The organism is Glycomyces sp. NPDC050141 (assembly GCF_055586545.1).
This window is the reverse complement of record NZ_JBVJHZ010000060.1, coordinates 1-24,999: the sequence shown is the minus strand read 5'-3', so window position 1 is coordinate 24,999 and position 24,999 is coordinate 1. Positions and strand designations below refer to the sequence as shown.

General features: G+C 69.3%; 26 protein-coding genes, 1 tRNA gene and 2 pseudogenes. 13 read left to right on the top strand and 16 right to left on the bottom strand.

Translation table 11 applies throughout. The features are described from left to right. Positions 1-83 (bottom strand): annotated as a pseudogene (locus ACZ60M_RS24210) (transcription/translation regulatory transformer protein RfaH); the annotation flags it as partial. A 178-nt stretch (positions 84-261) separates the two neighbouring features. Between ACZ60M_RS24210 and ACZ60M_RS24205 the strand changes: the two are divergent. The 3 genes from ACZ60M_RS24205 to ACZ60M_RS24195 all read left to right on the top strand — a co-directional run bounded on the left by ACZ60M_RS24205 (position 262) and on the right by ACZ60M_RS24195 (position 2,939). Beyond that, complete coding sequence (locus tag ACZ60M_RS24205; protein WP_465421602.1) at positions 262-684, top strand: arsenate reductase/protein-tyrosine-phosphatase family protein; 423 nt, start codon at positions 262-264, stop codon at positions 682-684. A 363-nt stretch (positions 685-1,047) separates the two neighbouring features. Continuing rightward, entirely contained in the window at positions 1,048-1,236 is a 189-nt protein-coding gene (locus tag ACZ60M_RS24200; protein WP_465421601.1) for a hypothetical protein, read from the top strand. Further along, on the top strand, positions 1,233-2,939 hold the full coding sequence (locus ACZ60M_RS24195; protein ID WP_465421599.1) for a recombinase family protein: 1,707 nt from the start codon (positions 1,233-1,235) through the stop codon (positions 2,937-2,939). Before ACZ60M_RS24200 ends, ACZ60M_RS24195 begins: the two co-directional genes overlap by 4 nt. Here ACZ60M_RS24195 and ACZ60M_RS24190 read toward each other — a convergent pair. Further along, positions 2,905-2,989: transfer RNA gene (locus tag ACZ60M_RS24190), tRNA-Leu, on the bottom strand. The two genes, ACZ60M_RS24195 and ACZ60M_RS24190, sit on opposite strands and share 35 nt — an antisense overlap. 158 nt (positions 2,990-3,147) lie before the next feature. On the opposite strand from ACZ60M_RS24190, the gene ACZ60M_RS24185 reads away from it, so the two are divergent. Both ACZ60M_RS24185 and ACZ60M_RS24180 read left to right on the top strand, forming a co-directional pair. Continuing rightward, on the top strand, positions 3,148-4,161 hold the full coding sequence (locus ACZ60M_RS24185) for a phosphotransferase (RefSeq protein WP_465421597.1): 1,014 nt from the start codon (positions 3,148-3,150) through the stop codon (positions 4,159-4,161). Positions 4,162-4,206: 45 nt separating this feature from the next. Further along, positions 4,207-5,304 (top strand): C45 family autoproteolytic acyltransferase/hydolase, encoded by a 1,098-nt coding sequence (locus ACZ60M_RS24180; protein ID WP_465421595.1) that lies wholly within the window; start codon positions 4,207-4,209, stop codon positions 5,302-5,304. Positions 5,305-5,307: 3 nt separating this feature from the next. On the opposite strand, the pseudogene ACZ60M_RS24175 reads toward ACZ60M_RS24180, so the two are convergent. The 9 genes and pseudogenes from ACZ60M_RS24175 to ACZ60M_RS24135 all read right to left on the bottom strand — a co-directional run. Next, a pseudogene (locus ACZ60M_RS24175) lies at positions 5,308-6,141 on the bottom strand (TrmH family RNA methyltransferase); the annotation flags it as partial. A gap of 38 nt (positions 6,142-6,179) precedes the next feature. Continuing rightward, positions 6,180-7,211: an SPFH domain-containing protein gene (locus tag ACZ60M_RS24170; RefSeq protein WP_465421593.1), complete on the bottom strand. Its 1,032-nt coding sequence runs from the start codon at positions 7,209-7,211 to the stop codon at positions 6,180-6,182. A gap of 88 nt (positions 7,212-7,299) precedes the next feature. Beyond that, a complete protein-coding gene (locus tag ACZ60M_RS24165) occupies positions 7,300-7,746 on the bottom strand; it encodes an NfeD family protein (RefSeq protein WP_465421592.1) in 447 nt (148 codons plus the stop codon). Between the two features lie 99 nt (positions 7,747-7,845). Then, on the bottom strand, positions 7,846-8,901 hold the full coding sequence (locus tag ACZ60M_RS24160) for a ferrochelatase (RefSeq protein WP_465421606.1): 1,056 nt from the start codon (positions 8,899-8,901) through the stop codon (positions 7,846-7,848). A 14-nt stretch (positions 8,902-8,915) separates the two neighbouring features. Then, entirely contained in the window at positions 8,916-9,698 is a 783-nt protein-coding gene (gene fabI, locus ACZ60M_RS24155; RefSeq protein ID WP_465421590.1) for an enoyl-ACP reductase FabI, read from the bottom strand. A 41-nt stretch (positions 9,699-9,739) separates the two neighbouring features. Next, entirely contained in the window at positions 9,740-10,444 is a 705-nt protein-coding gene (locus ACZ60M_RS24150) for a beta-ketoacyl-ACP reductase (protein WP_465421588.1), read from the bottom strand. 108 nt (positions 10,445-10,552) lie between these two features. After that, complete coding sequence (locus ACZ60M_RS24145; RefSeq protein WP_465421586.1) at positions 10,553-11,503, bottom strand: VWA domain-containing protein; 951 nt, start codon at positions 11,501-11,503, stop codon at positions 10,553-10,555. 196 nt (positions 11,504-11,699) lie between these two features. Next, positions 11,700-12,647, bottom strand: coding sequence for a DUF58 domain-containing protein (locus ACZ60M_RS24140; RefSeq protein ID WP_465421604.1), 948 nt, complete (start codon positions 12,645-12,647; stop codon positions 11,700-11,702). Further along, positions 12,641-13,708 (bottom strand): AAA family ATPase, encoded by a 1,068-nt coding sequence (locus ACZ60M_RS24135; protein WP_465421584.1) that lies wholly within the window; start codon positions 13,706-13,708, stop codon positions 12,641-12,643. The genes ACZ60M_RS24140 and ACZ60M_RS24135 overlap by 7 nt, the downstream gene beginning before the upstream one ends. 378 nt (positions 13,709-14,086) lie before the next feature. Between ACZ60M_RS24135 and ACZ60M_RS24130 the strand changes: the two genes are divergently transcribed. The 4 genes from ACZ60M_RS24130 to ACZ60M_RS24115 are packed head-to-tail and all read left to right on the top strand — an operon-like array spanning position 14,087 to position 16,833. Further along, positions 14,087-14,650, top strand: coding sequence for a dienelactone hydrolase family protein (locus ACZ60M_RS24130; protein WP_465421582.1), 564 nt, complete (start codon positions 14,087-14,089; stop codon positions 14,648-14,650). Positions 14,651-14,676: 26 nt separating this feature from the next. Next, on the top strand, positions 14,677-14,877 hold the full coding sequence (locus ACZ60M_RS24125; RefSeq protein ID WP_465421580.1) for a hypothetical protein: 201 nt from the start codon (positions 14,677-14,679) through the stop codon (positions 14,875-14,877). Positions 14,878-14,899: 22 nt separating this feature from the next. Further along, entirely contained in the window at positions 14,900-15,406 is a 507-nt protein-coding gene (locus ACZ60M_RS24120; RefSeq protein ID WP_465421578.1) for a PH domain-containing protein, read from the top strand. Beyond that, positions 15,403-16,833: a PH domain-containing protein gene (locus tag ACZ60M_RS24115; protein ID WP_465421576.1), complete on the top strand. Its 1,431-nt coding sequence runs from the start codon at positions 15,403-15,405 to the stop codon at positions 16,831-16,833. The genes ACZ60M_RS24120 and ACZ60M_RS24115 overlap by 4 nt, the downstream gene beginning before the upstream one ends. Positions 16,834-16,889: 56 nt before the next feature. Here ACZ60M_RS24115 and hisG read toward each other — a convergent pair whose 3' ends face one another. Further along, entirely contained in the window at positions 16,890-17,735 is an 846-nt protein-coding gene (gene hisG, locus ACZ60M_RS24110) for an ATP phosphoribosyltransferase (protein WP_465421574.1), read from the bottom strand. A 24-nt stretch (positions 17,736-17,759) separates the two neighbouring features. Further along, entirely contained in the window at positions 17,760-18,023 is a 264-nt protein-coding gene (locus ACZ60M_RS24105; protein WP_270109719.1) for a phosphoribosyl-ATP diphosphatase, read from the bottom strand. 248 nt (positions 18,024-18,271) lie between these two features. Here ACZ60M_RS24105 and ACZ60M_RS24100 point away from each other — a divergent pair, with 248 nt between their 5' ends. Then, positions 18,272-18,976, top strand: a complete 705-nt coding sequence (locus ACZ60M_RS24100; protein ID WP_465421572.1) for a GH12 family glycosyl hydrolase domain-containing protein — start codon at positions 18,272-18,274, stop codon at positions 18,974-18,976. 50 nt (positions 18,977-19,026) lie between these two features. Here the strand turns inward: ACZ60M_RS24100 and ACZ60M_RS24095 are convergent, their stop codons facing one another. Continuing rightward, positions 19,027-20,691: a glycoside hydrolase family 2 protein gene (locus ACZ60M_RS24095; protein ID WP_465421570.1), complete on the bottom strand. Its 1,665-nt coding sequence runs from the start codon at positions 20,689-20,691 to the stop codon at positions 19,027-19,029. Positions 20,692-20,768: 77 nt separating this feature from the next. Next, entirely contained in the window at positions 20,769-21,503 is a 735-nt protein-coding gene (locus ACZ60M_RS24090) for an SbtR family transcriptional regulator (RefSeq protein ID WP_465421568.1), read from the bottom strand. A gap of 108 nt (positions 21,504-21,611) precedes the next feature. Between ACZ60M_RS24090 and ACZ60M_RS24085 the strand changes: the two genes are divergently transcribed. Continuing rightward, the gene (locus ACZ60M_RS24085) at positions 21,612-22,523 is read left to right on the top strand and encodes an SDR family NAD(P)-dependent oxidoreductase (protein WP_465421566.1); all 912 of its coding nucleotides are present in this window, start codon (positions 21,612-21,614) and stop codon (positions 22,521-22,523) included. Here ACZ60M_RS24085 and ACZ60M_RS24080 read toward each other — a convergent pair. Beyond that, positions 22,520-22,801, bottom strand: a complete 282-nt coding sequence (locus ACZ60M_RS24080; RefSeq protein WP_465421564.1) for a DUF1905 domain-containing protein — start codon at positions 22,799-22,801, stop codon at positions 22,520-22,522. The genes ACZ60M_RS24085 and ACZ60M_RS24080 overlap by 4 nt on opposite strands. A gap of 156 nt (positions 22,802-22,957) precedes the next feature. Here ACZ60M_RS24080 and ACZ60M_RS24075 point away from each other — a divergent pair, with 156 nt between their 5' ends. After that, the gene (locus ACZ60M_RS24075) at positions 22,958-24,403 is read left to right on the top strand and encodes a glycosyltransferase family 39 protein (protein WP_465421562.1); all 1,446 of its coding nucleotides are present in this window, start codon (positions 22,958-22,960) and stop codon (positions 24,401-24,403) included. A 55-nt stretch (positions 24,404-24,458) separates the two neighbouring features. Beyond that, positions 24,459-24,881, top strand: coding sequence for an ester cyclase (locus tag ACZ60M_RS24070; RefSeq protein WP_465421560.1), 423 nt, complete (start codon positions 24,459-24,461; stop codon positions 24,879-24,881). Positions 24,882-24,999 lie beyond the last annotated feature (118 nt).

Sequence of the window (24,999 nt, the reverse complement as noted above, 5' to 3'; positions counted from 1 at the left end):
CGCTGAAGATGTTCCTCGGCGCGCTCGTCCTGCCGGGATTTGCACTGGACCAGGTACCAGGCTTTATTGGCATTTGCGCTCATGAAACTTCCTCTGTCTATATATAGCGAAACTCGGTAGTTAGGTAATTTAAAGCCGGTGGAGGCTGCAAAGGCATGAATGTTATAAATCGTCGGGTTGGTGCGGGTGTTGTTATTTTTCGTCCGGAGATAGTTTTGGGTGAAGTGGGGGTTCCATGGTAATAAATACTGCCGTGAAGTTATGAAGTTGATGTTAGCGCTTCATGGGGTAATGGATGGCCCGGGGAATAGTGCTTTGTTTAAAAGAGTGTTGATTGTCTGTATTGGCAATATTTGCCGTAGTCCCACCGCAGAAAGCCTTTTGCGTGGCGCACTCAGTCGCTGCGATATCAAGGTCAGCTCTGCCGGTATTGCCGCACTGGTCGGCAAACCGATTGAAAGCACCGCGCGTGCGTTACTTGAGGCCCATGGTCATCCGGCCGTTGAGCGCCAGGCCATCCAGCTGGAGCCACAGGCGATCAGTGAAGCCGACCTGATCCTGGTGATGGACGATGGCCGGATTGTCGAGCGCGGTACCCACGGCGAACTGCTGGCGCAAAACGGTTATTACGCCCGCCTGCACGCCATGGGCCTGGACGCGCCGATCCCGGCCGACATCACCTGAAGTGCCGGAGGGGGGGGGGGGGTTCCCCCCCCCAGCAACCGGGGCCGGGTGCGCGCACCCTCCCGATGAGCAGCTCCGGGTAACCGCCAATTGGAAAAATTCGTGACAAACCCTTGACGGTCAGTGATCATTCGGGTAATGTTGATGGCCGTCTGGATTGCATCGTGCGGTACCCGGTGAGACACCCGTCTTGCCCACCTTCACCGCTTCACTTCACGCTGCCCTGTCCTCGATCGGCAGCTTCTCTGACTCCGCCGCCGCGCGCCTGAGTGCGCGCTGGTGGCCCACTCCGCATGGCTTGATGGCCCGCCGGAGTCCCACTACGGTCACAGATGACGCCCTGACCTGCGCCTATATCGGCGGGTGGTTCGCGTGAGTGGCGCGGGCGGCCCGATCCGGGTCACCGGCCAGCGCCGCAAGTGCATCGACACCCGCCGCTTGGCCGAAGCCCTCGTCCGAATCACGATCCGCGCAGGGGAGACCGACTCCGGCGAGCAGGTGCGGGGCGTCATCGACCGTACTGGCGAGACGAAGGCGAGGCGAGTGTCATGACCCGACGCAGGACATCCAGGAACATCGCGGCGATGGAGGCGGGGAAGCTGCGGGGTGGGAGGGCGGTGCTGTACCTGCGGGTCTCCGACCCCAAGCAGGTCAACACCGACTACGACCCCGAGGGCAACTCCATCCCCACCCAACGACAGGCCTGCACCGCACTCGCAGCCGACCTCGGGCTGACGGTCGTGGACGAGTATGTGGAACCGGGGCGGTCGGCCAAGTCGATCGACCGCAGGCCGCGGTTCAAGCAGATGATGGAACGCGTCCGCGCCCAAGGCGACGTGGACGTCATCCTGATCTACATGCGGTCGCGGATCTTCCGCAACGCCGCCGACGCGGCCCTGACCCGCCGCGAGTTGAAAGACCTTGGGGTCTCGCTCATCTCGGTGAAGGACCCGACCGCCGACACCATCTCCGGGGACATGCTCGCCGGGATCCTCGACGTGGTCAACGAGTACCAGTCCCGGGCAGCCGGGGACGACATCGCCTACAAGATGGAGGCCAAAGCCCAACGCGGCGGGACACCGACCCGCACCCGCCTCGGATACTTGAACGTCACCGAGGAGGTCGAAGGCAGGCCCGTGCGCACCGTCGCCATCGACCCCGTACGCGGGCCGCTCGTCGCGATGCTGTTCGAGCGGTATGCGACCGGGCAGTACACGTTCCGCCAGCTCCGCGACGCCGCCACAACAGCTGGATTGCGGACGAGGCCGACGAAGCGGTTCCCGGCCGGAACGACAGTCTCGATCCACGCCATTGGCAACCTCCTGAAGGACCGGTACTACATCGGGCAGCTTCCCTACAAGGACCGCGAGTACGAGGGCCGCCACGAGCCGCTCGTCTCGGCCGAGCTGTTCGCGCGGGTGCAGGAGGTGCTGTACTCCCAGCGCCAGGCGGGGACCCGCGACCGGAAATGGGACCACCACCTGAAAGGCCTCGTGCGGTGCGGGCGGTGCAAGCAGCTGCTGACACTCGAACGCGGCAAGTCCCACACGGGCCGCCACTACTTCTACTTCCTGTGCCTGGGTCGCAACCGCAAAGAATGCGACCTGCCCCGGTTCTCCGTCGACGCCGTCGAGCAGTACGTCATCAACCACTGGGCCACCGTCGCCATTACGAAAGCTGAAGCCGCTGAGGTTCGATCGCACCTCGACGCGGTTCTGGCGAGTGAGGAATCCACGTCGAAGGTCCTGCGGGATCAACTCAAGCGCGAGCGCGCCCGTATCGAGGCCGCCGAGAACCAGTGCATCGAGCTGATCGGCGACCCCGACTGGCCCGCCGACAAACTCACCGACCGCATCCGCGACCTCAGACTCAAGAAAGCCGCCATCGACGAGCAACTCGAATCCGCCGACGCGACCGAGGCCACCGAGGCCCGCCAGACCGTCGAAACACTGCTGGAGTTCCTCACCGACCCGCGTACCGTCTACCGCCGCGTCGCCGACGCCGACCGCAGGACGCTCAACCGGATCTGCTTCACGAGCCTCTATCTCGACCGCGACCACCACGGTATCCACACCACGCACACCGAGGCCGCGCCGACTGCCGCGCCGCTGCTCGCTACCATCAGACCTAGAAACGCCAGTGGCGGCGACCTTCCGGAGAAGATCGCCGCCACTGAAAACGGTTTTCACAAACCCATGGGTTCAGAGATGAAACCCGATGTGCGCGAGGGGGGACTTGAACCCCCACGTCCATAATAGGACACTAGCACCTCAAGCTAGCGCGTCTGCCATTCCGCCACTCGCGCGTGCACAGTGAGTTTATATGCAGTTGGTTTGAGCTGCCAGTTTGTTGTTTTCGTTCGCCCTGGCAACGAGATGAAACTTTACACGACGCTCGGGGCGGTCCGCCAAGGGGGGGGTTCGCGGTCGGGCGGGCGGGCCGGCGGCGGCTAGGCTTGGGGGCATGACCGTGACCGCGCCTCGACTCCCTGACGCGGCGTTGGCGCATTGGGATCTGGGGCAGGTCTACCAGATGCAGCGGGTCCAGACCGGGCTGATGAACCGGTCGTGGCGGGTCGATACCTCCTCTGGTTCGTACCTGCTGAAATTGTTTCGGGACGTTACCGGCCCTGAGCTGCAGTTTCAGTTCCATGTCTTGCAGACCCTGGGCGGCTCCGGGGTGCCGGTCGTGCTGCCGGTGCTCAGTCGGGACGGGCGGACGACCATCTTCCTGGAAGGTGAGGAGTTCGGGGTCTTCCCGTGGGTCGGGGGACGGCACCGGTCGGGGTTGTCCATGTCACGTGAGGCCTGCAGGGACCTCGGGTCGGTGATCGGGCGGTTGCACCGGACGCTGCACGCTTCGATTCCGGCGGACCGGGCTCCCAAGGCTGAGAATCCGCCTACTACTGAGGCGGCCCTGCAGAAGGTCGACCGGCTGCTGGAGCTGGTGGCCGCCGGGCGGGGCGACAAGACCGGGTTCGAGGCCATCGCCGAGCAGACGCTGCGGTTGAAGCGCGGGCTGCTGGTGCGACTGGGAGATCGGCGGCCGCCGGACCTGTTGCCGCAGTACACGGGTTACACGCATGGCGACCTGCATCCGCACAATGTCCTGCATGGACCTGACGACCGGATCTCCGCGATCCTGGACTGGGACCGGTTGGTCGTGTCGTCCTATGCGCGGGAGATGGCGCGGGCCGCGGTGTTCTACTTCACTTATGGGGACGAGCGCGGGCTTGACTGCGATCGGATTCGGGCGTTCGCGGGGGGTTACCGGTCCGTTTTCGATGTCGGGGAGCCTGAGATCGGGCTCGCTACGCACCAGCTCTGGTGGGACCGGCTGACTGACAACTGGGTCATCGAGTGGCACTACGTGCGGCACAACTCCGCGTGCGACCACCTGCTGCCGGGCCAGACCGGGCTCGTGAAGTGGTGGACCATCCACTACTCGCAGGTCGAGCAGGCCCTGATGGGGCGCTGAAGAAGTCGCTGGCTTCCCGGTATTGCTTTTGTCACAATAAGATCCATGACTTCTCTTCCGCTTCTGCGGCTTCAAGGCACTCCCCATGAGATGGGGCTTCAGCACGGCGAGGCGCTGCGGGAGGAGATCGCCGCGAACGTGGCGGTGTACCGGTCCCGGATGCTCACCTCCGGGGTGCCGGAGGATCAGCTGGCAGAGCGGTCGCAGCGGTTCCTCGAGCAGTTCACGCGGTACGACGCGGACTACCGGGCGACCATGGACGGGATTGCCGCCGGGTCCGGGCAGGATCTTCTGGATGTCGCGCTGCTCAACGCGCGGTACGAGCTGCTGTACAGCGCTTGGAGCGAGTTCGGGCGGCCCACGGTCGACGGCATCCGCAGCGAGTGCACCTCGTTCGGCGGCGCCGACGGCGTCTTCGCCGAGTCGGGCACGCACATCGGGCAGAACTGGGACTGGTTCACCGGTGTCGAAGGGGCCCTGCTGCAGTGGGAGCACGACGGCACAACGGTGATCGGATTCACCGAGGCCGGTGTCGCCGGTGCGAAGATCGGACTCAACAGCGCCGGGATCGGCCTGTGCATCAACGGACTCGGCGCTTCGGTCGACGACTGGCGGCTCGACACCGTGCCCATGCACCTTCGGACGCAGCGGGTGCTGCAGTCCAAGAGTCTGGCTGAGGCGGTCGGGCATGCGGTTGCGCCCCGGCCTGCCTGCTCGTCGAATTTCTTCATGGGGAGTGCTTCGGATGGGGTCTTGACCGTGGAGTCCTCGCCACTCGGGTCTCGGGTGATCTACCAGGACGGCTCCTCGCCTCTGGTGCACGCCAACCACTTCCGGGCCCCCGAAGCGCTCGGGGTCTACGAGAGCTGGCTCGAGACGGGCCGGGTCTCCACGTACCACCGCTGCGACCGGATGGAGACGCTGCTCGCCAAGGAGTCGCCGGTCTCGACAGAGCGGCTGCACGCCTCCATGCGGGACCACGAGGGCGGTCCGCTCGGGCTGTGCAGGCATCCGGTCGAGACCGATCCTGTTGAGCTGCAGACGCATACGGCCTTCGCCGCGCATTTGGAGCTGGACTCCCTGCGGTTCTCCTACACGTGGGGGCCGCCCTGCGAGTCCGAGTTCACCACCGTGAGCCTCTAAGCGGGGCGTGGGCTGCGAGAGCTCCCAGCAGGCCACCGCAGTCGCGGCGGCGACGTTGAGGGAGTCGACGCCCGCGTGCATGGGGATGACCACCGTGCGGTCGCAGGCGTCCAGCGCGGCCGCGGTCAGGCCGGGGCCCTCGGCGCCGAACATGAGGGCCGGGCGTTCACGCTCGGCGGCGCTGACCTGGCCGATGTCGATGGCGCCGCGCGAGGGGCTGAGGCCGTGGAGGGTGAACCCGGCGTCGCGGACCTGGGCGAGGCCGCTCGGCCACGGCTCCAGGTAGGCGTAGGGCACCGCGAACACCTCCCCCATGCTCACGCGCACGCTGCGCCGGTACAGCGGGTCGGCGCAATCGGGGGCGAGCAGGACGCCGTCGAAGCCGAGACCTGCGGCGACCCTGAAGACGGCTCCGATGTTGGTGTGATTGTTCAAGCCTTCGAGGACCACGAGGCGCTTGACGCTCGCCAGGAGGTCGGCCGGGGCCGGGAGTTCCTTGCGGTGGAAGGAGGCCAGCGCGCCCCGGTGGACGTGGAAGCCGGTTACGGATTCGAGGACGTCGGGCCCGGCGGTGTAGCAGGGGGCGTCCCCGGCGAGGTGCGCGAGCTGGTCGGCGCGTTTGGCGTCGATGAGCATGGAGCGCATCTGGTACCCGGCGCGCAGGGCCCGGCCGATGACCTGGTGGCCTTCGGCGATGAAGAGGCCGCGGGGCTGTTCGAAGCGGGTGCGGAGGGCGAGGTCGGTCAGGGCGCGGTAGTCGCCTAGGCGGTCGTCCTCGGGGTCTTCGATGTGGATTGCGTCGGGCACCCGGTGATTCTCCCCTACTGGAACGGCGATGCCCGGGGTGTCCTCTCGGACTCCCCGGGCGTCACGTTCTAGGCCGGGGCGGGCGGGAGCTGCCCGGGTTCCTTGCCTTCGCCGATGTCCTGGACCTCGCGGGCGGCCTGCTGGGCCGCTTCGAGGGCCTTGAGGGCGGAGTCGTCGAGTTCGAGGGCGCTGGTGTCGACCTCGACCTCTTCCTCTTCGGCGAGGTCGGACTTGTCGGTGCCGAAGGCGTTGCCGATGCCGCCGAGGGCCTTGGTGAGTTCGGCGGGGACGACCCAGACCTTGTTGGCGGTGCCCTGGGCGATCGTGGGCAGCGTCTGGAGGTACTGGTAGGTGAGGAGGCGGTCGGTGGGCTTGGCCTTGTGGATGGCGGCGAAGACGGTCTGGATGGCCTTGGCCTCACCGTCGGCGCGGAGGACCGCGGCGTCGCGTTCGCCCTTGGCTCGGAGGACGGCGGACTGCTGCTCGCCTTCGGCCATGAGGATCGAGGCGCGCTTGGTGCCTTCGGCGTTGAGGATCGAGGCGCGGCGGTCGCGCTCGGCGCGCATCTGCTTCTCCATGGCGTCGCGGATGCTCAGCGGCGGTTCGATGGAGCGCAGTTCGACGCGGGTGACCTTGAGGCCCCACTTGTCGGTGGCCTTGTCGAGCTCGGCGGCGAGGCGGGCGTTGATCTCCTCGCGGCTGGTGAGGGCCTTCTCCAGGTCGAGGGAGCCGACCACGTTGCGGAGGGTGGTGGTGGTGAGCTGCTCGACGCCGGCGAGGTAGTCGTCGATGTTGTACACGGCCGCGGTGGGCTGCGTGATGATGTAGTACAGGACCGTGTCGATCTGGACGCCGAGGTTGTCGGCGGTGATCACCGCGGAGGGCGGGAAGTTGACGACGCGCTCGCGGAGGTCCACTTTGGCGCGGACGCTGTCGACGAAGGGCACGAGGAGCCGGGGGCCGGGCTCCAGGGTGCGGCGGTACTTGCCGAGTCGCTCGATGATGTAGTTCCATTGCTGCGGAACGATCTTGATCGAGCGGAAGAGCACGATGACGAAGAAGATCGCGACTATCAGCAGCAGTACGCCTACGGGATCCATGGTGTCTCAGCCTCCATTGTCTGGGATCGGTGGGCTTTTCACTTGGCTCGTTCTTCAGTTTTCGGAAAGGCTATACAGCCGTTACCAGTTAGCTCTGCTTCCAGACGATGACGGTGGCTCCCTTGATTTCTACCACTGTCACGGTGTCGCCGGGTTCCAGCGACTGGTCGGGTTCGAGGGGGAAGGCGGTCCAGTTGGCGCCCTCGATCTCGACGAGGCCGCCTCTGACGTCCACTTTTTCGAGGACGCGGGCTTCGGCGCCTTCGAGGGCGCGGGTGCCGAAGGTGCGGTGGGCCTGGTCGGCGCCGCGGTCGCTTTCGAGGGCCTGTTTGAGGAAGGGGCGGAGTCCGAGGATCGAGGCGATGGAGCCGGCCCCGAAGAGGACCGCTTGGAGCCAGAAGGGGGCGCCGAGGGCGGCGCCGATCCCGGCGAGGACGGCGCCGACGCCGACCATGGCGAGGACCAGGGTGCCGGTGAAGAGTTCGATGGCGCCGAGGACCACGGCGGCGATGATCCAATAGAAGACGGGTTCCACGTCACAAGCATGTCATGCGGAAGCCACCTGCGGTGACTACGGTGCGGGCCCGCGTCCCGGTGGGGACGCGGGCCCTGTGGTTCTCAGAGGCGCGATTGGCTAGCGGGTCCGGTGCTTCTCCGGTGCCGGGGGCCTGCGGGCGGGGCAGCAGCCCTCGACCGTGGGGTCCCAGACGGGGAGCTTGCCGAGGCGGCGCAGGGGCGCGCCCTGGACGCGTTCGGCGACGAGCTCGCGGAACATGCCGACGATGTCGGCGCCGACCTCGGGCGTGCCGGCCCGGAGGTAGCGCAGGCCCAGCTCGGCGGCGGTGTCCTTGGCCTCGTTGTCGAGGTCCCACAGCACTTCGATGTGGTCCGAGAGGAACCCGACGGGGCTGACCACGACGGTGTCGACGCCTTCGGAGGCGAGGACCTTGAGGTGGTCGTTGATGTCGGGCGCGAGCCACGGCATCGACGGCGGGCCCGAGCGGGACTGCCAGACGACGTCGAAGGGCCCGGTCCAGCCGGCGTGCTCGGCGACGAGCCCGGCGGCCTCGGCGACCTGGTCGGAGTAGCGGGCGCCTTCGGGGCCCGAGCACTCCTCCATGACGTCGGGGATCGAGTGGGCGGTGAAGACCACGCGGGTCTTCGACTGGTCCTCGATCTCGCCGAGGCTGCCCTTGAGCTGCGCGGCGAAGCCGCCGACGAAGCCCGGGTGGTCGAAGAAGTGCCTGATCTTGTCGATCACCGGTGCGGTGTCGCCGACGGCGGCGCGCGCGGCGTTGATGTCCTCCACGTACTGGCGGCACGAGGAGTACGAGCCGTAGGCGCTGGTGCACAGCGCGAGGGCGCGCTTGACGCCGTCGCCTGTCATCTGGGTGACCGCGTCGACGAGCATCGGCGGCCAGTTGCGGTTGCCCCAGTAGATCGGCAGGTCGATCCCGCTGATGCGGAACTCCTGGCGGAGCGCGTCGAGGACTTCCCGGCACCACTGGTTGATCGGCGAGATCCCGCCGAAGTGGTAGTAGTGCTCGGCGACCTCGGCGAGGCGCTCGTCGGGGATGCCGCGGCCGCGGGTGACGTTGCGCAGGAAGGGCAGCACGTCGCCAGGGCCTTCCGGACCGCCGAAGGAGACGAGCAGGACTGCGTCATATCTATTCTGAGCAGAGTCGTTCATGCTCATGGCGGCTCCTACTGTTCGGTGCGCTCGACCCCGACGGCGTGGAAGCCGCCGTCGACGTGCAGGATCTCGCCGCTGGTGGCCGGGAAGAGGTCGGACAGGAGCGCCGCGCAGGCCTTGGCGACCGGCTCGGAGTCGGTGAGCGACCAGCCGAGCGGGGCGCGCTCGGTCCAGGCCTTCTCGAAGGCCTCGAAGCCCGGGATGGACTTGGCGGCCATGGTGCGCTGCGGGCCCGCGGACACGAGGTTGACGCGGATGCCCTTGGGGCCGAGGTCGCGCGCGAGGTAGCGGTTGGCGGACTCGAGCCCGGCCTTGGCGACGCCCATCCAGTCGTAGACGGGCCAGGCCTGGCTCGCGTCGAAGGTCAGGCCGACGATGGAGCCTCCGTTCCCCATCAGCGGCAGGCAGGCCATGGCGAGGGCCTTGTAGGAGAAGGTCGAGACCTGCAGCGCGGTGGCGACGTCCTCCCACGGGGTGTTGAGGAAGTTCCCGCCGAGCGCCGACGGCGGGGCGTAGGCGATGGCGTGCAGGACGCCGTCGATGCCGTCCACGTGCTCGCGGACCTTCGCCTCGAGCCCGGCGAGCTGCTCGGGGTCGGTGGCGTCGAGCTCGATGACGGGGGCGGGGGTGGGGAGCTTCTTGGCGATCCGCTCGACCAGGGACATGCGCCCGAAGCCGGTGAGGACCACTTCGGCGCCCTGCTCCTGCGCGTACTTGGCCACACCGAAGCCGAGGGACTGCTCGGTGATCACCCCGGTGATGAGCAGACGTTTGCCGTCCAAGAATCCAGACATGTGTTCCTCCGTCGTTATTCGTGCTTGAAAATCTGCTTGGCCTAGTGGCCCATGCCCAGGCCGCCGTCGACGGGGATGACCGCGCCGTTGACGTAGGCGGCGTTGTCGCCCGCGAGCCAGGTGACGGCCCCGGCGATCTCCTCGGCCGTGGCGAAGCGCTTGGCGGGGATGGAGTCGAGGTAGGCCTTGCGCTGGGCCTCGGGGAGCGCGTCGGTCATGTCGGTCTGGACGAAGCCGGGGGCGACGACGTTCGCGGTGATGTTGCGCGAGCCCAGTTCGCGGGTGATCGAGCGGCTGAGGCCGATCAGGCCGGCCTTGGACGCGGCGTAGTTGGTCTGCCCGGCGTTGCCGTAGAGGCCGACGACCGAGGAGATGAAGATCATGCGGCCGAACTTGGCGCGCAGCATCTTCGAGGAGGCGCGCTTGGCGACCCGCCACGCGCCCTTGAGGTTCGTGTCGACGACCCGCTCGAACTGCTCGTCGCTCATGCGGAGCAGGAGGGTGTCGTCGGTGATCCCGGCGTTGGCGACGAGGATCTCGACGGGCCCGAGCTTCGCTTCGACGTCGGTGAACGCGGCGTCGACCGAGGCGGTGTCGGTGATGTCGCACTGGACGCCGTAGAGGCCGTCGGGGGCGCCGGTGCCGCGGTGGGTGACGGCGACGTTGTCACCCTGGGCCGCGAATGCCTGGGCGATAGCGAGACCGATCCCGCGATTGCCTCCGGTGACGAGGACCGTGCGCGCCATTGTCTGATCTCCTCAGTTTTCTTTGTATGAAGCCACCGACGATCGTAGCGACGGGCCGCTTCGGGAGCGAAGGGGCCTTCACGCACGGTGTGGCACTCGACTCACGGCTCAGGTGAGGCGGGAGGTCCAGGCGAGGCTGAGGCCCGCCGCCGCGAACAGGAGGATCATCGCGGTGCCGATGAACCACTGGGAGATGTCGCGCGCGATCGTCTGGTGCGCGAGCGAGGACTCCATGTCCTCGTAGACCGAGCGGAGCTCCTCGGCGGAGACGGCCTCGTAGAAGTTGCCGCCGGTGCCTTCGGCGAGCGCGGCGAGCGCTTCGCGGTCGACGGGGACCGAGACGAGCTCCTGGTCGAGTTCGATGACGCCTTCGTCGGTGCCGAACGCGACCGTGGACACGGGGATGTTCGCGGCCGAGGCGGCCTCGGTGGCCTCCTCGACGGTGCGCCCGGCCGTGCGGTAGCCGTCGGACATGAGCAGGACGCGCGCGGGCGGGAGCGTGCCGGACTCGTCGGCGGGGACCTGCTGCACTGCCTGGAGCGAGGCGAAGACCGCTTCGCCGGTGGCGGTGGCCTCGGCGAGGTTGAGGCCGAGGATCGCGGAGGCGACGCTCGCGTGGTCCTTGGTGGGCGGCACGTTGACCGAGGCGAACCCGGCGAAGGAGACGAGCCCGACGTTGTACTGCTCGGGCAGGTCGTTGACGAACCCGGCGGCGGCTTCCTTGGCGGCCTCGATGCGGGTGGGCGAGACGTCCTCGGACATCATCGAGAGGGAGACGTCGATGGCGAGGATGATCGTCGCGCGTTCCTGGGGTTCGTCGACGTCGACGGCGGGGCGGGTCATGCCGCCCACGAGGACCGCGAGGGCGATGACGAGGAGCCCGGCCGGGAGGTGGCGGCGCCAGCCGGGGACCTTCGGCACGAGTTTGGCCAGGAGCGAGGCGTTGGCGAACCTGACGGCGATCCGCTTGCGGGCGAACTGGGCCCAGACGTAGACCGCGGCGAGCGCGGCGACGGGGATGAGCGCCAGGAGCCACATCGGTTCGAGCAGGCGGATCAACGGTTCTCCTTGAGTCGGTTGGCTTTGGCGGCGCTAGGGGGTGTCTGGTGATTCCGGGCGAGACTGCATCCGAGTCCATTTGTTCGCTCGCAAGGCGGAAGGGTCTTCGAATACCGGGGTTGTATTCGAAGGCCCGACAACGAAGCGAGCGGGCAAATGGGCCGGATGCAGGCCGTTCGGGATCACCAGACACCCCCTAGCGGTAGGCGGCGAGGTGGCGGCGCTGGGCGATGAACGCGGCGATGTCGCGCAGCCAGTCGGAGCCGGTGGAGAGGCGCAGGTGGGCCGCGCCGCCGGAGCGGATGCCGTCGGCGATGCGGCGGCGCTGCTCGGCGGCGGCCTCGGCGTAGCGGGCGCGGAAGCGGGCGTTGCCGGTCTGGACTTCCACGGTCGCGCCGGTCTCGGGGTCCATGAGGTCGAGCACGCCGACGTCGGGGAGGGCGAGTTCGGCCGGGTCGATGATCTCGACGCAGACGGTCTGCTGGCGGACGGCGAGGCGGCGCAGTTCGCGCGGCCAGTCACTCGGGTTGTCTTCGTCCTCGAGGAAGTCCGAGATGACGATGGCGAGGCCGCGGCGGCGGGCGTGGCGGCGGGTCTTGTCGATCAGCTCGGCCAAGTTGCTCTGCAAATTTACGGCTGGCAAGCGGGCGCCGTGGGCACCTTCGCCGCGCGGGAGGGTGGTGACCGTCCGCAGGAGCGAGCGGGCGCCGCCGCGTCCGGGGCGGGGCGGGATGGCTTTGGCGGGGCCGCCTTCGGTGACGACGGCGCCGATGCGGTTGCCGCCGCGCCCGGCGAGGTAGGCGAAGGCGGCGACGGCGCCTTCGGCGAGTTCGCGTTTGAGCATGCCGACCGTGCCGAAGTCCAGGCTCGGGGAGAGGTCGACGGCGAGCCAGGTCTCGAGTTCGCGGTCGCTGATCGTGGTGCGCACGTGCGGCACGGTGGTGCGGGCCGTGACGGGCCAGTCCATGCGGCGCACGTCGTCTCCGGCGCGGTACTCGCGGGCCTCGCCGGGCTCGGAGCCGGGCCCGGGCAGCAGGCCCAGGTAGTCGCCGTGCAGGAGTCCGTCGAGGCGGCGGGTGACGTTGAGCTGCAGGCGGTCCAGGGCGCGGAGGTCGTGTTCCACGGGTCCCGCGGTCCTCACCAGGCGCCCGGCTGCTGCGGCTGGAGCGGTTCGGGGCTGCGCGGCGCGGCGTCCTGGCGGGGGCTGACGGTGGGGGCCGGGACGGCGGCGAGGAGCTGGCCCACGAGCTGGTCGGTGACCACGCCGTCGGCCATGGCGTCGTAGGAGAGGACGAGGCGGTGGCGCAGCACGTCGGGCGCGATGTCGTCGAGGTCCTGCGGCAGGGCGTAGTCGCGGCCGCGCAGGAGCGCGATGGCGCGCGTGGCGCGGATGAGGCCGAGGGAGGCACGCGGGCTGGCCCCGTACTGGATGTGGCGGGCAATCGCGCCGAGCCCGGCCTGGGCGGGGTTGCGGGTGGCCATGACGATGCGCACGGCGTAGTCGACGAGGGCGTTGTGGATGAACACGCCGTCGGCGGCCTGCTGGAGGCGCAGGAGGTCGTCGGTGTCGAGGATGCGCTCGGGCACGGGCGTGTCCACGCCCATGCGGAAGACGATCTCGCGTTCTTCGGCGTCGGTGGGGTAGCCGACGTTGACCTTGAAGAGGAAGCGGTCGCGCTGGGCCTCGGGCAGCGGGTAGACGCCTTCCTGCTCGATCGGGTTCTGGGTGGCCATGACCAGGAACGGCTTGGGGAGCACGTGGGTCTGGCCGCCGATGGAGATGCGGCCCTCGGCCATGACCTCGAGCATCGCGGACTGGACCTTCGCGGGCGCGCGGTTGATCTCGTCGGCGAGCACGAAGTTGGTGTAGACCGGGCCGAGCTCGACGTCGAAGGCCTCAGAGGACTGGCGGTAGATGCGGGTGCCCACGATGTCGGCCGGGACGAGGTCCGGCGTGAACTGGATGCGCTGGAAGTCGGCGCCGACGACGCGGGCCATGGTCTCGACCGCGAGGGTCTTGGCGACGCCGGGCACGCCTTCGATGAGGCAGTGCCCGCGGGCCAGCAGCGCGGCGAACATGCGCTCGACGAGGGCGTCCTGGCCGACGATGACCTTCTTGATCTCGAACAGCGCCTTCTCCAGCAGGGCGGCGTTCTCCGCCGGGGTGGAGCTCCCGGTCGAACGGTCGGCGTCGGCTGATCCCATGTCGTCTCCTTCACGCGCGTTCGGTCTGTGCCGTCGATACTAATTCGCCCGTTCGAGGATGGCAGGGGGCCGCACGGACCCGTGCGGCGCGCCCGCACCGCAATTTGTCAGGAACCCGACAGTTCTCACCGAACCCCTTGCGGCACAGGGGGTCTACACTGCCACGGCGTGGTGGCGGCAAACGGTAAGGCGGTATTTGCCCAGGAGCGTGACACGCCGCGCGGATTCAATCCGTTGCTGCGAAATGTCGGAGCGCTATGCTTTCACCAACCCGCACGACTTCCCCCGTGGTCGTGCGGGTCTTTTGCTGCCCGGAGGAGGCGGCACCGGCTTTCCGGGGGAGGCGCATCCGGCCCCACGGCAACTAGAATTCCCCACATGCCCCGCCGCCGCCAGGCCCTGCTCCTCCCCGGACGCAACTACAGCGTGCAAGGGCCGCTGCTGATGTTCACGCACGTGGCCCTGCAGTCCCGTGGCGCCCATACCTATCCGCTCGTGTGGCAGGGCGTCGACCGGCTCGCCGCCGACGAGCAGGCCATGATCGACGGCGTGTGCGACCAGACCGAGGCCGTGCTCGACCGGGTCCACAACGACGACCCGCCGCTGCTCATCGGCAAATCGCTCGGCACGGCCGCCGCGATCCTCGCCGCCCACCACGGGCTGCCCGCGATCTGGTTCACGCCGTTCCTCCAGCACTACCCGATCGTGCAGGCCCTGCGCCGCTCGACCGCCCCGTACCTGCTCGTGGGCGGCACGGCGGACCCGGCGTGGAACACCGCGCTGGCGCGGGAACTGCCCGGGGAGGTGTGCGAGATCCCCGGAGCGGACCACGGCATGTTCATCCGGGGGCGGCCGCTCGTGGAGTCGGCGCACGCGATGGCCGACGTGATCGAGGCCGTGGAAGCGTTCATCGACACAGCGGTGTGGCCCCGCACCGGATGAGCCGATACCTGGCGGACAATCGCGCTGTGACTTCAGATGTAGAGGCGCCGATCTGCTCGTCGCGCGGCTGCCGCAACCAGGCGACCTGGATGCTGCTGTGGCGCAACCCGCGCATCCACACCTCCGACCGCGTGAAGCGCTGGGCCGCTTGCGACGAGCACGAGCCGACCCTCCGCGAATACCTCACTGTGCGCGGATTCCCTTGCGAGACGCAGAGGTTGGCATGACCGGGCGTGGAATGATCGAGCGATGAACGCGAGAGCCGTCCCGGTGTGGGACCTGTGGCCGGACGGGATCGAATGGCAGCCCATGTCGCCGCAGCTGCGCACGGTGTGGGTGCTGCGGAGCCTGCTGAACTTCCTGATCCTGGCGGTCGTCGCCGCCGTCCCGCTGACGATCTGGCTCGGCTGGGACGGGCTGCTGTGGGCCCTCGGCGGGTACGTCGTGTTCGCGGGCCTGCGGGCGCTCGCGGTCGCACGCACCGTGCGGACCTGGGGTTACGCCGAACGCGGGCAGGACCTGCTGGTGCGGCACGGGCTGCTGACGCGCCGGTTGAGCATCGTCCCCTACGGCCGCATCCAGCTCATCGACCTCTCGGCCGGGCCGATCGAGCGGATGTTCGGCCTCACCACCGTGCAGGTGCGCACCGCCGCGCTCGGCTCGACCACCGAAGTGCCCGGGCTCGACCCGCATGTAGCGGCTGCTTTGCGCGACCGGCTCGCCGTCCGCGCCGCCGAGGTCCGGGAGGGCCTGTGAACGACGGCGACGAGCCCGCTCCCCCGCTGGCGCCCGCGCCGTACGGCCCCATGCCGTACCTGCCGAGCGCGCCGCCCGAGGGCATGCAGCGCCAGCGCCTGCACCCGCTCACCCCGCTGCTGGAGAGCGTGCGGTTCCTGACCGCGGCCGCCGCGGCCGTGGGCATCCAGATGTTCACGTCGCGGAACTTCCTGTTCGCGGTGTACGCGGCCGTGGCGGCGGCGGTCGTGGGCGGCATCGCGAGCCTGATCGCGCTGCAGTACCGGGGCTTCGTGATCTGGGGCCGGGAGCTGCACATCTACGGGGGCGTGTTCACGCGCAGCCATCGCACGGTGCCGCTGGAGCGGCTGCAGTCGGTGGACCTGGTGCGGCCTTTGCGGGCGCGCGTGTTCGGCTTGGCGCAGTTGAACATCGAGGTCGCGGGCGGCGACGGGACGGACGCGCGGCTCGCGTACCTCAAGCACGACCGGGCGCTGGAGCTGCGCGCGGAGCTGTTGTCGATCGCGGGCAGGCCCGGGGCGAAGCCGCGGACCGAGGCGCCGGAGGCGTCCGCTGAGGAGGAACCGACCGGTCCGCCGACGCTGGTGCCGCCGGTGACGGTGCGCAAGCTGGCGGTCGCGTCGCTGCTGGAGGCACTGCCGGTGCAGTTGGCGGCGTTGCTGGTCTTCGGGACCGCGTTCGTGGTGACCGGTTCGATCTTCGGGTTCACGCGGGTGGCGACGGCGCTGTGGTTCGGTTTCTTCGCCCCGGCGCTGTTCGGGTACCTGCAGAGCACTGTGGCGACAGTGAACCGATTCTTGCGGAACTGCCGGTTCCGTATCACCCGCGACGGCGGGAACCTGCTCATCGAGCGGGGCCTGACGGACACGAGCCACGAGACGGTGCCGGTGGACAGGGTGACGGCCGTGGCCTTCGACGAGCCGATCATGTGGCGGCAGAAGGACTGGCGGCGCGTCGAAGTGTGGACGGCGGCGATGGCGCAGCAGAGCGGGTCGGTCGTCAGGTCGACCACGGCGCTGCCGGTCGGCGGCCCGGCGGAGGTCGCCACGGTGGCGGCCGAAGCGGTGCCCGAGCTGCCCGCCCACTTCGCGGTCGAGCGGCCGCCGCGCCGGGCGCGGTGGCGGATGCCGTTGCGCTGGAAGCGGACCGGTGCGGCACTCGACGAGAAGGTGTTCGTGGTGCGGCACGGCTGGTGGGTCAACACGTATGTGGCCGTGCCGTATGCGCGCATCCAGTCGGTGCGGGTCGTGCAGGGGCGGCTCCAGCGGATGCAGGGGCTCGCGACGGTGCACGCGATGACGGCCGGGGGCCTGGGCCACACGGCGAAGGCGGCGCACCGCGACGTCCGAGAGGCCGTCGCGATGGCCGCCGAGCTGCGCGTGCGGGCCGATGCGGCCGCGGCGCTGGAAGCGCCGCGGCTCAGCTGATCAGAGCCGGCAGGCGCCTGCGTATTGCCTAGAGCAGGCAGGCGCCTGCGTTTTGCCTAAAGCCGGCAGGCGTCGATGTTCGAAGCCAGGATGCCGCGGGCGCCGATCTCGTAGAGGGCGTCCATGACCCGGTGCAGGTCGGCGCGCTCGGTCATCGACTGGACCGCGACCCAGCCTTCCCGGTGCAGCGGGGAGACCGTGGGCGACTCGATGCCGGGCGTCAGCTCGACGGCGGCCTCGAGGAGTTCGGCGCGCACGTCGTAGGCGAGCATCACGTACGAGCGGGCTACGAGGACGCCGCGGAGGCGGCGCAGCAGCTGCTCGACGGCCGGGTTCTGGCCGTTGCCGGGCTTGCGGACCAGGACGGCCTCGGAGCGCATGATCGGGTCGCCGAAGACGGCGAGCCCGGCCTGCTTGAGGGTCGTGCCGGTCTCGACGACGTCGGCGATCGCGTCGGCGACGCCGAGGGCGATCGCGTTCTCGACCGCGCCCGCGAGCTTGACGATCTCGGCCTTGACGCCGTGCTTCTCCAGGTCGGAGCGGACGACGCCCGGGAACGAGGTCGCGATGCGCTTGCCGTCCAGCCCGGCGACGGTGTCCACGGTGCCCGGGCGGGCGGCGTAGCGGAACGTGGAGCGGCCGAAGCCGAGCGCGAGGACCTCTTCGACCTCCTCGCCGGAGTTGACGGCGAGGTCCTGGCCGGTGATGCCGAGGTCGAGGTCGCCGGAGGCGACGTACGTGGCGATGTCGCTGGGGCGCAGGTAGAAGAACTCGACGTCGTTGGCGGTGTCGAGGGACTGCAGGTCGCGGCTGGAGCCGCGCTGGCGGTAACCCGCCTCGGTGAGCATGTCGGTGGCGCCCTGGGAGAGCGAACCCTTGTTGGGCACGGCGATGCGGAGCATGCGGATGGGCCTTTCAGAAGCTGTTTAGAGGTACCGGTACACGTCGTCGAGGCTGATGCCGCGGGCGACCATCATCACCTGGAGGTGGTAGAGGAGCTGGGAGATCTCCTCGGCCGCGGCCTCGTCCGACTCGTATTCGGCGGCCATCCAGACCTCGGCCGCCTCTTCGACGATCTTCTTGCCGATGGCATGGACGCCGGCGTCGAGTTGGGCGACGGTGCCCGATCCCTCGGGTCGGGTGGCGGCTTTGTCGGCGAGTTCGGCGTAGAGCTGCTCGAAGGTCTTCACGGGCGGAATTCTACGTGGCGGGCCTGGCCTGGGCGACCGCGAACCGCCCGTGCGCACCACTGGCCGGGACGGTGAGACCGGGGTCGCACCCGGGAGCGGCGTTTCCGGTCGGGCGGGCGGGCCGGCGGAATCGGGACGTTTCGGATCTGGACATTAATTTGGTCGCATGATCTAATTAACGTATCGACATCCGTCAACCTCTGATGCCGATGGCTGAAACCATGACCTCGAAGAAAGGCGTGCCCTTCATGCGACGCAGATCGCTCCTGACCGCCGCGCTGGCCGCTCCCCTGGCCACCGCGGGCACCGTCGGCGCCCTCCAGTCCCCGGCACAGGCCGCCACCTGGTCCTCCTCCGAGCAGTGGGGGAACTGGACCACCGGCGCCTACACGCTCTACAACAACATCTGGGGCTCCGGCGCGGGCCCGCAGACCATCTGGGCGAACAGCGCCTCCAACTGGGGCGTGTGGGCGAACCACCCGAACACCGGCGGCATCAAGTCCTACCCGAACGTCTCCTACACGCTGGGGCGCACCGTCTCCAGCATGGGGAACGTCTCCAGCTCGCACAACGTCACCGTGCCCTCGGGCTCGGGCCTGGCGTACAACACCGCGTACGACGTGTGGGGCAACGGCCACGCGCACGAGATCATGATCTGGACCAAGTGGACCTCGAACGTCGGCCCGCTCGGCTCGTTCGTCCAGAACGTCACCCTCGGCGGCCGCAACTGGGGCTACTACCAGGGCCACAACGGGTCCAACCCGGTGTACAACTTCCTGGCGCACACCCAGACCACCACCTCCACGGTGAACATCACCGCGCACTGCCAGTGGCTGGTCAACCAGGGCCGGATGCCGAACGTGCGCATCGACCAGATCCAGTTCGGCTGGGAGATCACCTCCTCGGCCGGCGGCTACAACTTCAACTGCAACAGCTACTCGCTCACGACATAACCGAGGGATCGGCCGCCGGACCGCTCCCAGGGTCCGGCGGCCTCACCGTGTCAGTGCTTGTTGTAGTGGGCCTGGACGGTCCGGTACGCCTGCTTGGGGCGGCGGTACTCGTCGATGAGGCCCTTGTCGTTCACGCCGCGCGGGCGGGTCAGGGCCATGCGGCGCAGCTCGGTGGTCTTGAAGTCGCCGAGCACCCAGATCGCGAGCCCCGAGATCCGGTCCTGGCCGTCGAGGATGTGGCCGACAGTAGTGTCGAGCAGGCGGGCCTGGTAGTCCTCGGTCCACAGCGACCCGTGCGCGTCGTTCCAGCCCGGCACCGCGCCCGCGCCGATCTCCGAGATGATGAGCGGTTTGTCCGCGAAGCCGAGGGCGTCGACGTGCGCGGCGATCCGGTCGAGCTCGCCGGGGATGTCCGGCACGTCGCCGAAGTACCAGCCGGGGTAGGTGTTCGCGCCGACGACGTCGACCAGGTCGAAGCACTTGTCGTCGTGGGCGTTGATGCTCGCGTAGGTGACCGGGCGCTCCGGGTCGAGTTCGCGCAGACGGCCGAGCAGCTGGGCGTAGACCGGGTGGCCCTCGTCGGACCAGCTCGGGCACTCGTTCAGGATGCCCCACAGGATGATCGAGGGGTGGTTCTGGGACGCGGCGACCATCTCGCCGATGTGGGCGAGCTGCGCTTCGATGAAACCTGGGTCGGTGAGGTGCTCGACCGGGTACTGCCAGCCGATCGACTCGCACCACACGAGGATGCCGGCCTCGTCGCACAGGTCGAGGAACAGCGGGTCGAGCGGGTAGTGGCTGCCGCGCACGAAGTTGCAGCCGAGGTCCTGGAGCTGCTGCACGTCGTTGACGAGGAGGGCCTCGGGCTGGGCGTGCCCGAACTGCGGGTGGGCCTCGTGGCGGTTGACGCCTTTGAGGACGACGGGTTCGCCGTTGACGGTGATGCGGGCGTTCTCGGTGCGGACCTCGCGCAGGCCGAAGCGCTCGCTCAGGTCGTCGCCGCCGAGGCGCACGGTGAGCACGCTCAGGTTCGGGTCGGCGGGCGACCACGGTGCGGCCCAAGGGATCTCGAGTTCCCGGGTGAGCGAGCCCGAGGCGCCGAGGTCCACGGATTCGGCGAGCAGGACGCGGCCGTCGCATTCGATGCCGAGCGCGGCCGTACCGGCCCCGGCGTAGTCGATGCGGACCTTGATGCGGCGCTCGGCGACCGAGAGGGTGTCGATCTTGAGGCCGCCGATGTGGAGCGGTTCGAGGCGGTGGAGCTCGACGCCGCGCGAGATGCCCCCGTAGGCGTACCAGTCGAAGTGCTCCATGTGGAGCGGCGAGCGGTCGCCGAAGCGGTTGTCGACGAGCACGGTGACCTCCGCTTCGCCACCTGCGGACTCGGTCTCGGCCCAGAAGCGCGTGAAGCCGCCCGCGTGCTCGCGGATCAGCTCGCCGTTCCAGTAGACCCGGCACCAGTGCTGGACGCCGTCGAAGACCAAGCGCTGCAGGCCTTCCGAGGCGATGACGCAGGTGCGGTACGCGGCGAGGCCGCGCTTGCCCGCGTATTTCGGGGTGGCGTCGAAGCAGCCGGGGACGGCCATAGCGTCATCGAAGGCGATGGTGTCGAGGTCGACCGAGCCGGGCTCGGCGTCGCCGAGGAACGCGAAGTCCCAGAGGCCGTCGAGGCGGGTGACCGGGCGGATGCGGTGCTGCGGGAATCGGCGGGCCATGCGGCCTCCTCGGGGTGGTCTCGGCAGATGCGGGACTGATCCTAGGCGACCGGTTGCCACAGGGGAAGGCCCTGTGATCACGCAGTCTTGCGCTTCTCCCGGAACGCCTTCTGGCGGCAGGCCGCTGAGCAGTACTTCGCCGGGCGGCCCGTGGCGGTCTCGGGGAGCGGGTCGCCGCAGACCGGGCAGTTCCGTTTCGTTTCGTTACGAAGATCGGGAAGCTTCGGGGTTTCGTTACGGATCTCGCGGTTTCGTTGCACGCGGAGGCCGTCCCCGATGACGCCCAGGAGGCGTTGGGCGCGTTCGGGATCGTCGGCCCTGGTCGTGCAGCCCGCGAGCAGCGCCCGCACGTCGCCCGTGTCGAGGTCGGCGCGGATGACTCCGGCCCGCTGGGCCCGTGCGAGCAGGGTCGAGAGCGGCGAGTCGATGACGCAGCGGCCCGACAGCTTCGAGGGCTCCTGCCAGTCGCCGCGCGAGGCCAGCGCCTCGCAGATCGCGCGGTTCGCCAGCGCCTGGTCGGTGATGAACCGCAGGTAGGCGAAGAACGCGGTCTCGGGGTCGGTCATGGCCAGGGCCTGCTCGCCGAACTCCCCCAGCTGGCCGAGCCGCTGGTCGAGGACGGTGGCGAGCAGGGCGTCCTTGGTCGGGAAGTGGCGGTAGACGGTGCCCGCGCCGACACCTGCGGCGGCGGCGATCTCGGTGAGGGAGACGGCGGCGCCGCGTTCGGCGAAGAGGCGGTCGGCGGTTTCGAGGACGTTCTGGCGGTTGCGCTGGGCGTCGGAGCGTTCCGCTCGCTGTGCGACTGCGGGCACGGGTCCCCCTCTCGTGGGCTCGCTTAAACGGGTGTAGTGTTCCGTTTCATCAACCGGGTTGCCGCTCCCGATAGTAGTCGGCGCACCCCGCCATCGAAAGGAACACCCATGCCTGCATCCCAGAAGACCGTCCTCGTTACCGGCGCGACGGGCCGCCAGGGCGGTGCCGTCGCCGCCCGCCTCTTGGCCGACGGCTGGCACGTCCGGGCCCTCACCCGCGACCCCGAGAGCGCGAAGGCCAAGGCGCTCAAGGAGGCCGGGGCCGAGGTCGTCGCGGGCGACCTCGACGACCGGGACTCGCTCGACGCGGCCGTCGCGGGCGCCTACGGCGTCTTCAGCGTCCACGCCGGGGCCTACGAGGGCGGGCCGTACGGCCACGACTTCGGCCACGAGGCCCGCAGCGCCGCGAAGATCGGGGCCGCAGCGCAGAACGCTGGCGTCACGCATGTCGTGCACTCCTCGTCGGTGGGCGTCGGCGGCCCGCTGGAGCCGCACATGGACATGCTGCAGCGCAAGGCCGAAGCCGAGCAGGCGATCCGCGAGAGCGGGGTGTCGCTGACGATCCTGCGGCCGACCGCGTTCATGGAGAACACGTTCGACTCCTTCCGGGAGCTGCAGAACGGCGCGCTCGTCTCGACCCTGCGGGCCGAGACCTTCGAGCCGCTCATCGCCGCCGCCGACATCGCCGCGTTCGCCGCGATCGCCCTCGCCGATCCCGAACGGCACCAGGGGAAGGTGTACGAGCTGGCCGGGGACGACCTCACACAGGCCGACAAGGCCGCGCTCATCGGCCGCATCGTCGGGCGCGAGGTGCCGTACGTGGAGATCCCGGTCGAGAAGATCGCGGAGGAGAGCCCCACGACGGCGAAGATGATCGCGCTGATCAACGACCACCGCATCCCGGTCGACATCGCGGCGCTGCGCGAGGTCCACCCGGGCCTGGTCACGTTCGAGCAGTGGATGACCGGGATCGGCAAGCCGCTGGTCGACGCGTACTTCGCGCGGATCGACGCGGCTTAAGTGAGGCGCTGCGCCAGGTGGACGGTCACTTCCTCGCCCGCCGCGCTCTTGCCGATGGCCTTGCACAGGGCCGCCCGGACCGGGAGCCAGTGCGGGCCCGAGCCGGAGGGCATGAGCGTCGCGGCGAACTCGTGGCCGTCCATCTGGCCGGTCACCTTCACCGCCTTGCGGGTGCCGAGCAGCTCGGCCGAGCCGGGCACGGTCAGGTAGGTCGCGAACGCGCCGTCCTTCTCGATAGGCGCGGTGAACGTGTGGTCGAGGGCCTGCGGAAAGTCCATGTCGGCTCCTAGCTAGTCGTGTCCGGATGCTAACCGTGGAGACGACGCGGGCGGCGCGGATTCATCGTCCCGGCCGTTCCGGGACGGCCGCGCGGGTTGCGCGCGCCGGTCCGCTGCGGGAGTATCAGGGCCACCCCCGACTGCGAAGGCCCGCCCATGCAGCCCCCTCCCCTGTTCCGCGCCCACCTCGTCGCCGCCTCCGCCGCGCTCGCGGCGGTGCTCGCGCTCCTCAACGGCCGCTACGACTACCACCGCGACGAGCTGTACTTCCGGATGCTCGAGCCCTCGTGGGGCTACGCCGACCAGCCGCCCCTCACGCCGCTGCTCGGGAAGGCCGCGACCGCGCTGCTCGGCGACTCGCTGTGGGCGTTCAGGTTCCCTTCGATCCTGTGCATGGCCGGAGTGCTGTGGATCGCGGCGCTGCTGACGCGCGAGTTCGGCGGCGGCCGGGCCGCGCAGGCGCTGTGCGTGTGGGGCCTGGCGTTCGCCGGGGTCGCGCTGGCGTTCGGGCACCAGCTGTCGACGAACTCCGTCGACCTGCTCGTGTGGGCGGCGGCGCTGCTGTTCGCGGTGCGGGCGCTCCTGCGGGAGCCGCGGTGGTGGCTCGCGGTCGGCGCGGCGGCCGGGATCGGGCTGTACAACAAGCACCTGGTCGTGCTGCTGCTGTTGAGCCTCGGGCTGGCGCTGCTCGCGGTCGGGCCGCGCAAGGCCCTGGCCTCGCAGCACTTGTGGGCCGGTGCGGCCCTCGCGTTCGCGATCGGCTCGCCGAACCTGGTCTACCAGGCCCTGAACGGCTGGCCGCAGCTGGAGATGGCCTCGGCCATCAACGAGACGGACGGCGCGGAGAACCGCATCCTGCTGCTGCCCTTCCAGTTCCTGCTGCTCGGGCTGTTCCTCGTGCCGGTCTGGGCCGCGGGGATCGGGGCGCTCCTGCGCAAGCCCGAATGGCGGCCGGTGCGGGCGCTGGCCTGGGCGTACCCGGTCCTGCTCGTGATCACGCTGGCGACAGGCGGACAGTTCTACTATCCGATGGGCCTCGTCGTGGCCCTGTACGCGGCCGGGTGCGTCCCGGTCGCGGCGTGGGCGGCGACGCGGGGACGGCGCGTCGCGCTGGTCGCCGGGGTGGCGCTCAACAGCGCGATTTCGGCCCTGGTCGCGCTGCCGCTGCTCCCGGTCGGGGTCGTGGGCGGCACGCCGATTCCGGACATGAACAGCTCGGTGCCCGACGGGGTCGGCTGGCAGGCGTACACGGACCAGGTCGAGGCCGTCGTCGCCGCGACGCCTGAGGCCGGGGCGGTCGTCACCGCGAACTACGGCGAGGCCGGGGCGCTGGTCCGGTACGGGGAGGACCTGCCGCCGGTCTTCAGCGGCCACAACGAGCTCCACCGGTACGGGCCGCCTCCTGCGGACGTCGACACGGTCGTCACCGTGGGCCTGGACCTGGACGAGCTGCGGTCGTTCTTCGCGTCGTGCGAGGCGGCCGCCGAGCTCGACAACGGGCTCGGCGTCGACAACGAGGAGCAGGGCGCCGTCGTGGCGGTCTGCGAGGGCCCGGTCCGGCCCTGGGGCCGCCTGTGGGGCGAGTTCCAGCACTACAGCTGAACGGCACCGAACTCGCCAGTAGCGAAGAATAATCGGGTTTGAGGAGGTGAGGGCAATGGGCCAGGCCAGAGAGGTTTTGGACCGGATGACCGAGACGGCCGTCGGCATGCACGACGTCGAGGCGGCCGTCGACCTGTACAGCGACGACGCCGTCGTCATGACACCCGACGCCGGCATGGTGAAGGGCCACGACAAGATCGCCGAGTACTGGCACCAGTTCATCGACGCGTTCCCGGACGGCACGTACGAGCACATCATGAAGCTCGAATCCGACGGGAGGGCCGTCGACGAGGGGTACTTCATCGGCACGAACACCGGGGACATGAAGACGCCCACGGGCGAGACGATCCCGGCCACCGGGAAGAAGGTGAGACTCCGCAGCTGCGACATCGCGGTTGTCAAGGACGGCAAGATCACCGAGCACCACTTGTACTTCGACGAATCGGAGTTCATGCGGCAGATGGGGTTGACGCCCTGACGCACGAGGATCAGCCGATACGCGCGCGGGGGGGGGGGGGGGGGGGGGGGGGGGGGGGGGGGGGGGGGGGGGGGGGGGGGGGGGGGGGGGGGGGGGGGGGGGGGGGGGGGGGGGGGGG

Excerpts from the sequence above, each read along its gene's own strand:
- ACZ60M_RS24205 (WP_465421602.1), top strand. The coding sequence starts at position 262 with ATGAAGTTGATGTTAGCGCTTCATGGGGTAATGGATGGCCCGGGGAAT.
- ACZ60M_RS24195 (WP_465421599.1), top strand. The coding sequence starts at position 1,233 with ATGACCCGACGCAGGACATCCAGGAACATCGCGGCGATGGAGGCGGGG.
- ACZ60M_RS24185 (WP_465421597.1), top strand. The coding sequence starts at position 3,148 with ATGACCGTGACCGCGCCTCGACTCCCTGACGCGGCGTTGGCGCATTGG.
- ACZ60M_RS24180 (WP_465421595.1), top strand. The coding sequence starts at position 4,207 with ATGACTTCTCTTCCGCTTCTGCGGCTTCAAGGCACTCCCCATGAGATG.
- ACZ60M_RS24170 (WP_465421593.1), bottom strand. The coding sequence starts at position 7,211 with ATGGATCCCGTAGGCGTACTGCTGCTGATAGTCGCGATCTTCTTCGTC.
- ACZ60M_RS24160 (WP_465421606.1), bottom strand. The coding sequence starts at position 8,901 with ATGAACGACTCTGCTCAGAATAGATATGACGCAGTCCTGCTCGTCTCC.
- fabI (WP_465421590.1), bottom strand. The coding sequence starts at position 9,698 with ATGTCTGGATTCTTGGACGGCAAACGTCTGCTCATCACCGGGGTGATC.
- ACZ60M_RS24150 (WP_465421588.1), bottom strand. The coding sequence starts at position 10,444 with ATGGCGCGCACGGTCCTCGTCACCGGAGGCAATCGCGGGATCGGTCTC.
- ACZ60M_RS24135 (WP_465421584.1), bottom strand. The coding sequence starts at position 13,708 with ATGGGATCAGCCGACGCCGACCGTTCGACCGGGAGCTCCACCCCGGCG.
- ACZ60M_RS24130 (WP_465421582.1), top strand. The coding sequence starts at position 14,087 with ATGCCCCGCCGCCGCCAGGCCCTGCTCCTCCCCGGACGCAACTACAGC.
- ACZ60M_RS24120 (WP_465421578.1), top strand. The coding sequence starts at position 14,900 with ATGAACGCGAGAGCCGTCCCGGTGTGGGACCTGTGGCCGGACGGGATC.
- hisG (WP_465421574.1), bottom strand. The coding sequence starts at position 17,735 with ATGCTCCGCATCGCCGTGCCCAACAAGGGTTCGCTCTCCCAGGGCGCC.
- ACZ60M_RS24100 (WP_465421572.1), top strand. The coding sequence starts at position 18,272 with ATGCGACGCAGATCGCTCCTGACCGCCGCGCTGGCCGCTCCCCTGGCC.
- ACZ60M_RS24095 (WP_465421570.1), bottom strand. The coding sequence starts at position 20,691 with ATGGCCCGCCGATTCCCGCAGCACCGCATCCGCCCGGTCACCCGCCTC.
- ACZ60M_RS24085 (WP_465421566.1), top strand. The coding sequence starts at position 21,612 with ATGCCTGCATCCCAGAAGACCGTCCTCGTTACCGGCGCGACGGGCCGC.
- ACZ60M_RS24080 (WP_465421564.1), bottom strand. The coding sequence starts at position 22,801 with ATGGACTTTCCGCAGGCCCTCGACCACACGTTCACCGCGCCTATCGAG.
- ACZ60M_RS24075 (WP_465421562.1), top strand. The coding sequence starts at position 22,958 with ATGCAGCCCCCTCCCCTGTTCCGCGCCCACCTCGTCGCCGCCTCCGCC.
- ACZ60M_RS24070 (WP_465421560.1), top strand. The coding sequence starts at position 24,459 with ATGGGCCAGGCCAGAGAGGTTTTGGACCGGATGACCGAGACGGCCGTC.